At 72.4% G+C, this 13810-nt stretch carries 12 protein-coding genes and 2 tRNA genes; 8 read left to right on the top strand and 6 right to left on the bottom strand.

The annotated features are described in order from the left end of the window. On the bottom strand, positions 1 to 1482 hold the full coding sequence (locus AB0K03_RS28720) for a DUF1800 domain-containing protein (RefSeq protein ID WP_364690837.1): 1482 nt from the start codon (positions 1480 to 1482) through the stop codon (positions 1 to 3). A gap of 45 nt (positions 1483 to 1527) precedes the next feature. Here AB0K03_RS28720 and AB0K03_RS28715 point away from each other — a divergent pair, with 45 nt between their 5' ends. Further along, positions 1528 to 2379: a fused MFS/spermidine synthase gene (locus AB0K03_RS28715; RefSeq protein ID WP_364690835.1), complete on the top strand. Its 852-nt coding sequence runs from the start codon at positions 1528 to 1530 to the stop codon at positions 2377 to 2379. 128 nt (positions 2380 to 2507) lie between these two features. Then, positions 2508 to 3734 (top strand): translation initiation factor 2, encoded by a 1227-nt coding sequence (locus AB0K03_RS28710; RefSeq protein WP_364690832.1) that lies wholly within the window; start codon positions 2508 to 2510, stop codon positions 3732 to 3734. Here the strand turns inward: AB0K03_RS28710 and AB0K03_RS28705 are convergent. Continuing rightward, positions 3731 to 4948 (bottom strand): TerC family protein, encoded by a 1218-nt coding sequence (locus AB0K03_RS28705; RefSeq protein WP_364690829.1) that lies wholly within the window; start codon positions 4946 to 4948, stop codon positions 3731 to 3733. The genes AB0K03_RS28710 and AB0K03_RS28705 overlap by 4 nt on opposite strands. A gap of 157 nt (positions 4949 to 5105) precedes the next feature. Here AB0K03_RS28705 and AB0K03_RS28700 point away from each other — a divergent pair, with 157 nt between their 5' ends. Next, a complete protein-coding gene (locus AB0K03_RS28700) occupies positions 5106 to 5702 on the top strand; it encodes a hypothetical protein (RefSeq protein WP_364690827.1) in 597 nt (198 codons plus the stop codon). On the opposite strand, the gene AB0K03_RS28695 is transcribed toward AB0K03_RS28700, so the two are convergent. Next, positions 5675 to 6472 (bottom strand): pentapeptide repeat-containing protein, encoded by a 798-nt coding sequence (locus AB0K03_RS28695; protein ID WP_364690824.1) that lies wholly within the window; start codon positions 6470 to 6472, stop codon positions 5675 to 5677. The genes AB0K03_RS28700 and AB0K03_RS28695 overlap by 28 nt on opposite strands. A 206-nt stretch (positions 6473 to 6678) precedes the next feature. On the opposite strand from AB0K03_RS28695, the gene AB0K03_RS28690 reads away from it, so the two are divergent. From AB0K03_RS28690 to AB0K03_RS28675, 4 genes are all read left to right on the top strand, one after another. Next, positions 6679 to 7785 (top strand): lamin tail domain-containing protein, encoded by a 1107-nt coding sequence (locus tag AB0K03_RS28690; protein WP_364690821.1) that lies wholly within the window; start codon positions 6679 to 6681, stop codon positions 7783 to 7785. A gap of 333 nt (positions 7786 to 8118) precedes the next feature. Continuing rightward, a tRNA-Met gene (locus tag AB0K03_RS28685) sits at positions 8119 to 8192 on the top strand. 891 nt (positions 8193 to 9083) lie between these two features. Further along, positions 9084 to 9467: a helix-turn-helix domain-containing protein gene (locus AB0K03_RS28680; RefSeq protein ID WP_249611148.1), complete on the top strand. Its 384-nt coding sequence runs from the start codon at positions 9084 to 9086 to the stop codon at positions 9465 to 9467. Between the two features lie 43 nt (positions 9468 to 9510). Further along, entirely contained in the window at positions 9511 to 10047 is a 537-nt protein-coding gene (locus AB0K03_RS28675; RefSeq protein ID WP_364690818.1) for a hypothetical protein, read from the top strand. 217 nt (positions 10048 to 10264) lie between these two features. Here the strand turns inward: AB0K03_RS28675 and AB0K03_RS28670 are convergent, their stop codons facing one another. Together AB0K03_RS28670 and AB0K03_RS28665 are read right to left on the bottom strand one after the other, a co-directional pair. Further along, positions 10265 to 11590 (bottom strand): amidohydrolase family protein, encoded by a 1326-nt coding sequence (locus AB0K03_RS28670; protein ID WP_364691037.1) that lies wholly within the window; start codon positions 11588 to 11590, stop codon positions 10265 to 10267. Positions 11591 to 11592: 2 nt separating this feature from the next. Next, positions 11593 to 12249, bottom strand: a complete 657-nt coding sequence (locus AB0K03_RS28665) for an Atu4866 domain-containing protein (protein WP_364690815.1) — start codon at positions 12247 to 12249, stop codon at positions 11593 to 11595. A gap of 101 nt (positions 12250 to 12350) precedes the next feature. On the opposite strand from AB0K03_RS28665, the gene AB0K03_RS28660 reads away from it, so the two are divergent. Continuing rightward, positions 12351 to 13196 (top strand): helix-turn-helix transcriptional regulator, encoded by an 846-nt coding sequence (locus AB0K03_RS28660; RefSeq protein ID WP_364690812.1) that lies wholly within the window; start codon positions 12351 to 12353, stop codon positions 13194 to 13196. A gap of 446 nt (positions 13197 to 13642) precedes the next feature. Here the strand turns inward: AB0K03_RS28660 and AB0K03_RS28655 are convergent. Continuing rightward, positions 13643 to 13716 (bottom strand) — tRNA-Met (locus AB0K03_RS28655). Positions 13717 to 13810: the final 94 nt, after the last annotated feature.

Below are 13810 nucleotides of genomic sequence, written 5' to 3'. Positions count from 1 at the left end.
TCACCTCAGCGCGAAGTAGGGAGAGTTGAGCAGCAGCGCGGGCAGGTACGGGAACGCCCACCCCGCCGCGGCGTCGCTCGCCTTGAGCGGACTGGCGGGCTTCTTGCCGTAGAAGGCGGCGAGCGCGGTGGTGTGCTCGGCGGCCGGCGTGCGCCCCAGCAGGCGGGTGGCGACGGCGTCGACGAGGGCGCCGTACGTGGCCGGCAGGGTGTCGCCGGCGAAGGCCTTCACGATGGACTCCGGCCGTTGCAGCGTGTTCGGCCACCATCCCGCGGTGATGTTCAGGTGCGCGTTCCAGCGGGTGACCTGGCCCGACGGCGAGGCCCAGGCGCTCGCCACGTCCGGGTAGCCGTTCGGCGGGGTCCACGCCATCGGCGCCTGCCCGGCCGCCTCGGTGATCCAGTACAGCGCCTGCAGCGCCTTCGTGCCGGACTTCTCCGGCGCGTACCCGAGGGTGCGGACCGTGGCGACGATGTCCTCGTACGGGGTCCGCGTCTTCGCACCCACCGACGCGGCGAACTCCGGCGAGGTGAACAGCGCGCGCAGCACCGGGGCGATCGCGGTGCGGTTGTCGAGGTAGACCTTGGCGAGCCTGGTCACCAGCGTGGCGGGCGGCTCGTCGGCCACGAAGCGTACGCACAGCTTCCTGGCGATCCGCTTCGCCGTCGCCGGGTGCAGCGCGAGATGTTCGAGCAGGGCCATCGCGGCGGACTGGCCCCCGGACGCGGTCGTGTTCGCGTGGCGGAAACCCATCACCTTCACCGCACCGGTGGCGTGCCGGCCGGCGTCGTACCGGTAGCGGCCGGTGTCCCAGCTGACCGTCATGCCGGTGAACAGCCGGGCGGCGCCCTTGACGTCCGCCTCGGTGTAGCCGAGCCCGACCGTGTGCAGCTCCAGCAGCTCACGGCCGTAGTTCTCGTTCGGCGCGGCGCGGGTGGAGAAGCGATTGTCCAGGTACGTCAGCATCGCCGGGTGCCTCGCGCTCGCCTTCAGCATGTCGGCGAAGCGGCCCAGCGCGTACGGCCGGATCACGCTGCGGTCGTAGTCGGGGCGGCTGTCCCACACGTCGCCGGAGGGGTTCGCCACGTTGAGGTGGTTCGACCAGAAGTCGACCATCACCTCGAGGAGCTGCCGCTCGCTCCACACCGCGCGGGCCACGGCGGCGTAGCCCAGCTCGAACATGGGCTCCCAGCCGTACATCTTGAACGCGCCGGCGCGGACCTTCGAGCGCACGCTGCCGACGCTGAGCCGGCTCAGCGGCAGACGCGCGACCAGGTCGTCGGCGACGGGGTCGGCGATCGAGGCGGGCTTGAGCTGCCGCTCCAGCCACGCGCCCGCCCCGAGGCGGCGGATCTCGGCGGTCGAGGCCGGGGTCGGACCGTACGTGGCGCGGCGCAGCAGATGCAGCAACGGGTCAGCGGGCAGGAAGTCCGTAGCCGTCACATCCACCGTCGTCGGCCACTCGAGCCGCGTCCGTCGCATTCCGGCAGCCGTGCTCCCCAACCGCAACCGGCATACTGTGCAGCCGTGGCGCAGCGCAGGCGGGGTGAGCGGCGGGTCGAGACGGTCGGCTCGGGGGTCGCCGAGCTCGCGCCCGACCCCGACCGCCCGGACGGCTGGACGCTGCTGCTCGACGGCGCCCCGCAGTCGCACGTCGACCTGACCGACCCCACGCACCTCGAGTTCGAGTACATCCGCCGGATGGCCGCGGCGATCGACCTGATCGCGCCGCCGGGCGCGCCGCTGCGGGTGCTGCACCTCGGCGGCGGCGCGCTGACGCTGCCCCGCTACCTCGCGGCGACCCGGCCTGGCTCGCCGCAGCGGGTGGTCGAGATCGACGGCCCGCTGGTCGAGCTGGTGCGCGCCGCGCTGCCGTGGGACCCCAAAGCCAAGATCCGGGTACGCGTCGGCGACGCGCGCGAGGCCGTCACGGGCATGCGCGACGCCGGGTACGACATCGTGATCGTCGACGTGTTCGCGGGCGCGCGCACCCCGGCCCACCTGGCGTCCGCCGAGTTCGCGCGGGAGGTGGCGCGGGTGCTCGCCCCGGCCGGGTGGCTGATCGCGAACGTCGCGGACGGGCCGCCGCTGGCGTACGCACGGACCCAGGTCGCGACGATCCGGTCCGCGCTGCCGCAGGCCTGCCTCGTCGCCGACGCCGCCGTCCTGCGCGGCCGCCGCTTCGGCAACCTGGTCGTGCTCGCCGGGCGGACCCCGCCCCCGGTCGCCGAGCTGAGCCGGCGCACGGCCGGCGACTGGTTCCCGGGACGGGTGGAGACCGACCTGGATCGATTCACCGGCGGCCGCCGACCGGCCACGGACGCCGACGCCGTGGCGTCCCCGCCCCCGCCGGAGGGGTTGTTCGGCGCACGGCCCTGAATCCGAGTACGGCTCGCGTGAGCCGATAGTTCAACCGATTCAGCACGCGCAGGCCGTCGTTGAGGCATGCGGCAATTTGACAGTTCCACGACTTGTCGGGCCGCCCGGGTCTCGATCTAATCGAGGGCATGCTGGAACCGACCTTCCCGGCCCACCAGCCCGCGGCCGCACACCCCGCGCCCGACATCTTCGGGCCCCTGCAGGGCGGCGAGCGTGAGCTCTGGCGCGGACGCTGCGCCGTCGCGGAGTACGCCTTCGACGAAGCGGCCTCGCTCCCCCGATGGACGCTTCCGGAGTCGACCGAGGTCCTCGTCACCGACCGCCGCATCGAGTACGCCCACACCTCCTCCGACTCCCCCGACGACCTCGAGATCACCTCCGGCGAGCTGCGCTGGCTCTACCCGCAGCACCTGCGCGTGCAGCCCGGCTCCCGCACCCCCGGCCGCCCCGCGGTGGCCACCCAGGTCCAGCTCGTCTGCGGCGGCGCGGACGGCTCCTTCCCCGCCCTGGTCTTCGCCGGCGGCGACGTGACCGAGGTCCGCGAAGCCGACCGCCTCGCGAACGTCATCCGGCACGCGATCGCCCGCTTCCGCGTCGACAACGCGGAGAAGCTCGGCCTGTCCATCCCGCAGGCCCGGATGCTGTCGCGCCTGCTGATCGGCCCGGAATTCACCAGCCTGCACGGCGGCGACGGCCAGACGGTCTCGCTGCTCGGCGCGCTCCCGGTGCCCCGCCCGGCAACGCCCGCCGAGCCCGACCAGGTCGCCGACCTGTACGTGGACCCGGCACTGGCCGCGGGCCTCACCCCGGCCTCCGACATCGCCGCCGCCGACCGGCCTGCCGCGACCACCGCGCCGTCGCCGGCTGGGTGGTCGCCGGCCGCCGTTCCCGAGCCGGCCGCTTTCCCGCCGCCGGCCGCCGTTTCCGAACGGGCCGCTTTCCCGCCGCCGGCCGCCGTTTCCGAGCCGGCCGCTTTCCCGCCGCCGGCCGCCGTTTCCGAGCCGGCCGCGCGGCATGCGGCCGACTCCGCCGGGACGGTGCGCCTGCCGGGTCGCCGGCCCGGCCTGGCCGCGGATGAGGCCCGAGCCCAGCAGGCCGCCGCGGCCGAGGAGGCCGCCCACCAGGCCTACCCCGACCTGGCGACACGTGCCGCCGAGCTGGCCGCCCGCGTGGCCAACCTCGTGTCCGGCGCCGAGGAGGTGGACCGCTCGGACCAGCCCACACGGGACCTGTCGGCGCGCGCGGAACGCGTCCGCCGCGCAAGCGCCCGATTCACGGCGAACTCCGCGAAGGGCAAGGCGACCGTGCGCCGCCCGGAGCGCGAGCCCGGCACCACCCAGGGCCCGCGCCGCTAGGCGGTGCCCACGGTCGCGGGCACGAAGCAGACCCCGGCCGCCACCCGCTCCTCGTGCAGCCGGTGCGTGCGCTGGAGCAGGTTCATCAGGTCCTGCTCCTGACGGATCCGGGCCCGGTACTTCTCCGGCAGCCCTCTGATGTGCTCCTCCTCGACCGCGAGCTTGTGGAAGATCTCGTCGCAGTACGCCGGATCCGTCTCGATGTCGAGATACTCGAGGGCATGCCGGCGCGCCGCGGCCACGTACGTCTGTGCCCGGCCCTTCGGGCTCAGCAGCGACACGATGACGGTGACGACCAGGACCCCGATGATCACGCCCAGCGATACCACCGTGCTGATCTCCACCACTTCGACGGGCTCGCCATCGTTGATGAACGGCACGTTGTTCTCGTGCAGCGCGTGCAGGACCAGCTTCACGCCGATGAAGGCCAGGATCGCCGCGAGCCCGTACGACAGGTAGATGAGCCGGTCGAGCAGCCCGTCCAGCAGGAAGTAGAGCTGCCGCAGCCCCAGCAGGGAGAACGCCGTCGCCGTGAAGACCAGGTACACGCTCTGGGTGAGGCCGAAGATCGCCGGGATGGAGTCGAGCGCGAACAGGATGTCGGTGCCGCCGAGGGCCACCATGACGAGCAGCATCGGCGTCATGACGCGGCGGCCGTCGCGCACGGTGAAGAGCTTGTCACCGTCGTACTCGTCGGACGTCCGCAGGAACCGCCTCGCCAGCCGGATGACGACGTTGTCGGCCGAGCGTCCCTCGCTCTGATCCGGGCGCAGCAGGTTGCCGGCCGTGATCAGCAGGACCAGCCCGAACAGGTAGAAGACCCAGGCGAACGAGTTGATCAGCGCCGCGCCGAGGAAGATGAAACCGGTACGGGCGACCAGCGAGACGACGATGCCGAAGAGCAGCACCTTCTGCTGGTCGGCGCGCGGCACCTTGAAGCTGCCCAGCAGGATGAGGAAGACGAAAAGGTTGTCGACCGACAGCGCCTTCTCCGTCACCCAGCCGGCGAAGTACTCGGCGCCCATGTCTCGGCCGCCGAACAGCAGGACGCCGAGCCCGAAGACGACGGCGATGCCGACGTACACCGATGACCAGACCGTGGCCTCGCGCAGCGACGGGATGTGCGCGCGGCGGACGTGGAAGTAGAAGTCGAAGAGGACCAGGCCGACGATCCCGGCCACGGTCAACGTCCAGACGAGCCCCGGCACCTGCATGACGGCACGCTCCAGGTCTCGGCCGATCGACGGGCTCCATCCTAGGGGTTGGTGCGCACGGGCGCGTTTCGCTGGTGCGTCCGGGAAGAAAGCAGGCCGGCGCGGCCGGGGCGACCGTACGCTCGCCTCATCAGCCACCTCCCATCAAGGACGGTCGATGCTTCGCCGCCTGCTCCCCGCCCTGCTGCTCACCGCCCTCGCGGCGGCCGGGGTCCCGGCCGCCGCCGTCCCGGCGGCTGCGGCGGCTCATGCCGCGCCCTCGCCCTCGGCGGAACCGGCCGCCGCGTCCGTGAAGTACTACGTGGTGCGCAACCAGTTCAACGGCGAGCCGGAGTTCCTGTTCGAGATCGCCCAGCGCTTCCTCGGCTCCGGCGACCGCAACGACGAGATCTTCGCCCTCAACCGGGGCCGGCTCCAACCCGACGGCCTGCGGCTGACCAAGCCGGAAGCGATCCTGCCCGGGTGGATCCTCCAGCTCCCGGCGGACGCGGAGGGGGTGGGCGTCCAGACCGGGCCGCTGCCCACCGTGACCATTGCGGAGCCGGCGCCGGCCCAGGCGCTCACCCCGGTGAAGAGTGGTCCCGCCTGGTGGCTATGGGCGGCCCTGGCCTCGGCCGCCGTCGTCGTGGTCGCCGGCGCGACGGCGGCCTGGTGGCTGATCCGTCGGCGGCGGCAGGCCTCCGCGGCGCCGAGCCCGTCGCCGCTGTGGCCCGACACCGACCGCTACTACCGGCTCGAGGACACCGCGGGCTGAGGCAACCGCGTCGTCTCGTCGGTCACCGCGGCCGTCAGCTGCGACTGCGTGAGGAACAGGGCCCCGGTCAGATCGGCTCCGCGCAGGTCCGTGCCGCGCAGGTCGGCGCCGGTGAAGTCGGCTAGGCGCAGGTCGGCGTCGCGCAGGTCCGCGCCGATCAGCAGCGCACCCCGCAGGCTCGCACCCCGCAACGCGGCGCCGCGCATCCGGCGGCCGATCAGGTTGGCGCCCCGATGATCCGGCCGCCGGCCGCCGGCCTGGGCCCGGGCGAGCTCGCTGGCCTTCTGCAGCAGCGGGTTCACCTTCGCCCGCCGCGCGTCCACGTCCAGCGCGAGCAGTTCTTCCGGCGTACCCCTGGTGAGCTCGACCGTCTCCGCCAACGCCGCCCGCAGCCGCGGGTGCACCCGGCGCGCAGCGGGCAGTTCCAGCGCCTGCGTGACGTACCAGAGAAGCTCGTGCAGCTGCCGCATGACCGGCAGGACCGCGAACATCGGGCCGGCGATGCCGGGCGTACGCCGCCAGTCGCCGCCGCCGAACGTCACCTGGGTGACGTGCTGCCCGGCGCCGAAGCAGTCGAAGACGACGCAGCCGGGGAAACCCTTCTCCGGCAACCGGTCGTGAATGCCGCAGCGGAAGTCGTCACCGAGGTTGGGGCAGGCGCGCCCGGCCGGCTTGTCGATGGCGAAATCCGACGACTTGGCGAACGCCGGCGCGACGCAGCACAGACCCGCGCACCGGCTGCAGTCCGCGCGCAACACGAGCTCTGTCATCGCACTCCTCCCCTGGGACCCGCACCACCTTAGCCCGATTCACCCCTTACCTGCCGCGACCGGCTGCAGTGACCGAAAGTAACTCTCAGTTGCCGTCACGCTCGTCCGACCAGCCAATAACCAGGACCGTCCGTACGGGTGACTACGCACAGTCATTCTCACTACGCTTCGGTGACCGCACCCGACCGCTCAAGGAGAACCTGCTGATGCGTGCACGCAAGACGGCCCTGTTCGCCGCTCTGGGCTGCGCCGCCGCCCTCGGCCTTGCCGCCCCCGCGGCGGCCGCCGACGCGCCCACGATCTCGGCGCCGGCGAGCCGTCAGGGCTACGGAACGATCACCCTCACCGGCACGGCCACCGCCGGCGCCACCGTCGAACTGTACGAGTCGGCGTACATCTTCAACGACTTCTACCCGTCGCCCGACTACGCGAACGGCGGCTACGTCACCACGAAGGCCAGCGGCTCCGGCACCTGGTCGATCAACCGGCTCCTCGACTCCGGCTTCCGCTTCTACGTGAAGGTCAACGGCGTCGAGTCCCGCCGCATCTCGGTCGCCATGGGCATCGTGCCGTCGATGACGCTGACCGCGCAGAACGGCACCGTGAACGTCAACGTCTCGGCCAACCCGGCCCAGCCGCACCTGCGCGTCCACATCCAGCGCGGCGCGAGCGGCGTCTGGACCGACGTCGCGAGCGGCTACACCTCGGACCCGGCCGCCATCTACGGCGCCACGCTCACCGGCCAGGGCAGCGGCACCAAGTACTACCGCGCCGTGATCGACGCCGACACCGAGAACAACCTCCTCAAGGGCCAGACCGAGACGGTCGCGATCAACGTCGGCAACGGCACGGGCAGCGGCGGCGGCGAGACCCCGACCGCCCCCAAGCCCACCACGCCGAAGCCGACCCCGAAGCCGTCCACCCCGTCCGTCAAGGCCGGCGACGTCCAGTTCTCCAAGATCCAATACAACTCCCCGGGCAGGGACACCGGCAGCAACACCAGCCTCAACAATGAATGGGTACGCCTGACCAACAAGACCCGGGCCACCATCAACCTCAAGGGCTGGACGGTCCGCGACAAGGCGGGCCACGTCTACACCTTCAGCAGCGACTACCGCCTCGGCGCGGGCAAGTACATGTACGTCCACACCGGCAAGGGCACGAACGGCAAGCCCGACTCGAAGCACCGCTACTGGTACCGCACCGGCTACGTCTGGAACAACGGCGGCGACACGGCGTACCTGCGCACGTCCTCCGGCAAGTCCATCGACTCCTGCAAGTGGGGCAAGGGCAGCGGCGTCACGTACTGCTGACCGCACTGGACCCGACGCGGCTCCCGGCCCGCCCCCGGCCGGGAGCCGCGTTGTCCGTTCGTTGTCGCTGCGCCTCGAGCGCGGTTGATCACCCAGGCGCTGACCTGCCGGGCCCGCTGTCGACCACCCGGCCACACCGGGCCTCCCGGGCCCGGTTGTCGACCACCCGGCCACACCGGAGCTCCTGGGCCCGGTGTGGCCCCCTGGCCGCCTCAGCGCGACGCTCGACCGGACTCCGGCGTCAGTCCGACCACTTCCGAGACTCGGCACGGCCCTCCGATGGGACCTGGCGAACGGGCCGTCCGGGCGGCCGTGCTAACGTTGCCGGGCCGACGCGGGGTGGAGCAGCTCGGTAGCTCGCTGGGCTCATAACCCAGAGGTCGCAGGTTCAAATCCTGTCCCCGCTACGAAACACGGAAGGCCGGTTCTCCACTCGAGAACCGGCCTTCCGCCTTTCCGCCCCTACCAATAACGCTTCCCCGCTTTCGCAGGACCCGTCGTCTTCTGCATGACCCGGCGTCTCGCTCGGCCTGCCGCTGCGCGGCCCGGCGACCTTTCTGCGCCGCCCGAAGTCTCTGCGGGGCCCGGCGCTTTCGCGGCCCGGCATCTCCGCGGCCCGGGGGCTCCGCGGCCGGGGGCTCTCGCGGCTCGGCGTCTCTGCGGTCCGGCTGTCTTTGCGCGGCCCAGCGCTCTCGCACAATTCGGCGCTCTCGCGGCCTGGCGTCCGCGGGCGACCGGCCTGACTCACCGGCGGCCCCACGCCGCGTTCCACCTACCGCTGGCGGGCGACGCTCATCCCCCGGGCGGCGCCGAATTTGCCGGCGCCACTGTTCGCGGCAGCCCGCCGGACAGCCGGGCTGATCCGAGTCCTCGGCGCCTCCGCCGCGTTCACCCGTTCGGGTGAGTCGGGTCGCGCGGGCGTCCAAGCCGGAGCCGGGCGGACGACAGGGGCGGGACCCGCACCTGCCGCGGCCGCCACCGCGGGCAGGTGCGGACGAGGTGCCGGTCGCGTCGCGGCGATCGCGCCGGCCGGCCCGTCGGGCCGCGTCGCAGCAGGTGGCGTATCGTGCTGCGACCGCCGCGCACGAGCCTGCAGCAGCCTCAGAGCGGTCATCGCCGCCAAGCCCACCAGGGCGAGCATGATGATCGTTACCTGCACCACGAAGACACGACCTCTCTCTCGGGCGTGCAGCGGCGGGTGGCGGCCCGGTCCGTTGGCTTTCCAACCAACGACGCTATCAGTACGTTGCCCTTCAACCAATCGCCGAGCGGTGTCGCATGCGGCTTATGCTGTTCCGATGAGCTTCGGCGGCTACCTCAAGGAAGCGATTCAGGCCGCCCGCTTCCCCACGCCCACCCACTTCGCCCGCGCCGTCGGCATGGATCCGTCGGTGGTGTTGCGCTGGCTCAGCGGGGAGCAGCGGCCCACGATCCGGTCCATCGAGCGGATCGCGCCCGTGCTCGGCCGGAGCATCAACGAGCTGGTGCTGGCGGCGTACCCGGATCGGGTGGGTGGCCCACCGCCGCAGCCGCCGGCGACGCATCCGCTGGTCCACGAGCTGGCCCGCATGCTCGCCGACGACTCCCCGATCCCGGCGGAGGACCGCCGGGCCCTCGAGACGGTCCTCGATCGGATGATCGACCCCTACCGGAAGGTGCTCCGCCGCCGCCGTACGGCGTGACTGTCATTCGCGTCACGCGCCCGACATCCGTAGGCTCGGCATCATGACAGCGCGGGCCGAAGCCGGCCACGGACCCACCGTGAGCGGGCTGCACCTCCGGATGAGCAAACTCCTGGTCTCCTGCCTCACCGTCGCGGTCGCCGCCACCGGCGCCCTGGTCCTCACCCTCATCGTCGGTTTCCCCGAACGCCCCGGCCCCCCGCCGGGCATCCCGGGCGTCGTGCCGGGCCCACCGCCGAACTACCAGGGCGTCGCGGTCCTCGTCGTGGTGACCGGCGTGTTCGTCCTCGCCTGGCTCGCCGTCCTCGTCGCCTTCTCGCGCGACCAGATCCTCAGCAGCATCTCCCCGGAAAACCCTGAGACGATGAATGCGGAGCAGATGAGGAACCTGCTGAACGAGGTACGCACGGAACTCGCAGCGGACCGCGAACGGGAATGGCAGATCCTCAGCGAACGCCTCGCGGAGTACGGCGAGCAGCGGGAGACGGACGGCTACCTCAACGGCATGCGCGTGGCGACCGAAAGCCAGCCGGTGGACGCGAACGTACGGTCCATCCGGCGGCCACCGGCGCCCCGCTGAGGTCACCGCCGCCCGGCTCGGGTTCGGTCGTGGCCATGCCACGGGTTCCGGGCTCCACCACCAGCCCACCGCGGCCTCCACCACCAGCCCACCGCGGCCTCCACCACCAGCCCACCGCGGCCTCCACCAGCCCACCGCGGGCTTCCACCACCCAGCCCACCGCGGCCTCCACCACCAGGCCGCCGCGGGGTCCGTCACCCGCCCACCGCGGGCTCTGTCACGAGGCCGCCGCGGCGGCGAGGATCGCGTCGCGGGAGGCGAGAACCTGCTCGCGCAGCTCCGCCACGTCGACGCCGACCAGCCGGCCGCCGGACTTGCGGACCACGCCCGCCACCAGCACCGTCTCGACGTTGCGCGGATCGGCGCCGAGCACCAGCGTGCCCACCGCGTCGTTGAGCGGCATGGTGTTCACCTCGCCGGCGTCCACGACCAGCAGGTCCGCCTGCTTGCCCGGCGTGAGGGAGCCGGTGACCGCGTCCAACCCGATGGTCCGCGCACCCTGCAGCGTCGCGAAGTCCAGCACGTCGCGGGTGGTGATGCGGTTCGGTACGGCGCCGCTGCCGTACGCGCCGTTGACCGCTCGCATCCGCTGGATCGTGTGCAGCGCCCGCATCTGGGTGAACATGTCGCTCGCCAGCGCCACCTCCACGTCGATGCCGAGCCCTGGCCGTACGCCGGCGGCCAGCGCCTCGTCCACGGCCGGCACCGCGTTGCCCAGGCCGATCTGCGCGTCGGAGGTCGGCGCCAGCGAAATGGTCGCGCCGGTGTCCCCGATGGCCCGCCACGCCTCCGCGGTCAATCCGGTGGCGTGAATGAGCGTGACGTGCGGGCCCAGCAACCCGTCCCGCGCCCAGTCCAGGATCGCCGCCGACGAGGACGCGCCGAACACCGCGTCGATGCTGACCCCGACGCCCAGGTCCCGGGCCACCGCTGCGAGCTGCGGCCCGTACGCGATCAGCGGTCCGGCGATGTCCTCGGTGGCCAGCGCCGCGAGCCGCACCGTGACAAGTCCCGAACGATGTGCCGCGTGCAATCTCCCGACATCCCGTGGCCACTGCCCGTCCCAGTCGCCGAAGTGCGGGGCCATCGAGGCATGCACGCCCCGGATGCCGGTGTCGGCCAGCGCCTGGATAGCGGCATCGGAGTGCCCTGCGCTGCGCGAGTTGTGCGAGAAGTCGAGCATCGTGGTGATGCCCGCATCCAGCGCCGACAAGGCCGCGCGGCGGGTGCCGACGTACATGTCGTGTTCCCGGTAAACGGGGGCGATGCGGGCGAGCGTGTGTTCGACGTATGCACCGAGGTCCGTCACGTCGGGAATGCTGCGCCGCAGCTGCGCCTCCCAGGCGTGCCGGTGCGTGTCGACGAAGCCAGGGCTCACGATCTTGCCCGCGGTGTCGACGATCTCCGCGCCCCTGGCCAGCGGATGGTCGCGCAGATCGGCTCCGACGGCAGCGATCCGCTCGCCGTCGACCAGGACGTCACCGCTCGGCAGGTCACCCACGGCCGGGTCCATCGTGACGACGGCCCCGCCGGCGAAGAGCATGCTCACGACCGCTCCCCGGGTACGCGGTGCAGCACGTAGCCGGCGTGGTGCAGCACGCCGCCGAGAAATTCGCCGTACGCCCAGAACCCCAGGTCGTCGAGGTAGACGATGCGGTCGCCGTCGATCCAGAAGGAACCCTGGTACGCGTGCGGGCGCCCGCCGCGGGTCTCGTCGTAGCGGCCGTCGGCGGCGAGCTCCTGGTGCAGGAAGCCCGACTCGTCGACCCACATCCCGATGTACGGCCCGCCCGCAGGCACCTGGGCGAGGTCGGGGACGGTCGTCGGTGACCCGGTTCCGCGGGGCTTTCCGTCGACCACCACCAGCACGGCGTGCTCCGGGCGCCAGATGACGTACTCCCAGGCGTTCCGGCCGTCGGCGTCGATCACGGCGAAGGTGGCCGGGCTGCCCGGCGCCAGCGTGCTGAGCCCCGCGATCGGTACGACGCTCAGCCCGGTGCAGTCGACCACGGTGGCGCCGTCGTCACCGGCCGCAGTGCGCAGCCCGACCCCGACGCCGGCGATCCTGTCCCCGGCGAGCAACAGGTCGGCGCCCTCCAGATCGGCGATCGCCGGGTCCAGCGTGTGGATCGTCGCGTTGACGAACAGCAGCGGCCCGGACGCCCGAGCCAGGGCGGCGCTGTCGATTCTCGAAGAAATCACGAATCCCACGGTCGGCGCCGCGGCCACCCGTAACCAGGGCGGGGTTCTCCTGGGAGCGGCACACCCTGGTTACCCGCGATGACGGTGCTTAGCCTGGGCACATGCCCGTCACCGACCTCGGCAGCTTCCTCGTCGCCCGCCGCGCCCGGCTGACCCCGGACGACGTGGGCCTCGTCCCGCACGGCCGGCGCCGGGTCGCGGGTCTGCGCCGGGAAGAGGTGGCGGTGCTCGCCGGGCTGAGCGCCGACTACTACACCCGGCTCGAACAGGGCCGGGAGCGAAGCCCGTCCACCGCGGTCCTGGACGGCATCGCCCGCGCCCTCGACCTCGGTCCGGAAGCCCGCGACCACCTGTTCCGCCTCGCCGACGTCCCGCCCGGCGACCGCGCCCCGCTCACCGACCGCGTCGACGACGACCTGCGCCGGCTGCTCGCCGAATGGCCGCACCTCCCGGCCGTCGTCATCAACCGCCGGCTCGACCTCCTGGCCCGCAACCCGATCGCGGACGCGCTCTACTCCGACTTCGCCACGGCCGACAACTTGGCCCGCATGACGTTCCTGGACCCGGTGGCCCACACCTTCTTCGCCGCCTGGGACCGCGCCGCGGAGGCCTGCGTGGCGGCCCTGCGCCTGGCCGCGGGCTACCACGCCGAGCAACGACAAACCCGCGCGCTGATCGACGAACTGACGGCCGCCGACGCCGGCTTCCGCCGCCTTTGGGCCCGGCACGACGTACGCGGCAAGACCAGGGAGACGAAGACGTTCCGGCACAGCGCGGTGGGACAACTGACGCTGGCCTACCGCACCTTCGACGTCCGAGGCACATCAGGTCAGCAGCTCATCGTCTACCGAGCGGAACCGAACACCCGCGACGCGGACGCAATCCACCTGCTCGGAATGCTGGCCGCACCGGGGCACGCCGAGGATGCCGACTCTGCGGCGCGCTGACGGCTGAAGCGCGGGGCGCTGACGGATGAGGCGCGGGGCGCAACGCGCGGAGCGCTGACGGATGAGGCGCGGGGCGCAACGCGCGGGGCGCAACGCGCGCGAGGGGCGAAAGCGCGAGGGGCGAAAGCGCGAGGCGCCCCGGCGCCGGGCCCTGGCTCCCGACCCGAAAGCCGGCGCCTGATCACCCGCGACGCACCCAAGCCATCACCCCGCCGACCCTGGACGAGATCCGTAGGGACGCCATCTTGCCCGCAGGCTCCTTGCCGGACCACCACCGCGGGCCGGCGCCGGGACCGGTCGCGCCACACCGTGCCGCCGGCCGCCCACGGGCCACGCCGTCAACCAACAGCCGACTCCGGCAGTTGCACAGGTAGCCGCGCAGGTGACACAGCGCGCGTACGACGAAGGCCGGCCCTCAGAACCGAGGACCGGCCGTTCGCACTTCGTAGCGGGGACAGGATTTGAACCTGCGACCTCTGGGTTATGAGCCCAGCGAGCTACCGAGCTGCTCCACCCCGCGTCGGTAGCTCAACCCTAGCGTGCGCCCCCGCCACCTGCAAAACGACCCCCCGTAACGCTCCCCACACCTCCCGGCGCCCCGCCGGATACCGACA

The organism is Actinoplanes sp. NPDC049316 (genome assembly GCF_040677315.1).
GTDB lineage: Bacteria > Actinomycetota > Actinomycetes > Mycobacteriales > Micromonosporaceae > Actinoplanes.
This window is presented reverse-complemented; position numbering and strand designations above follow the sequence as displayed.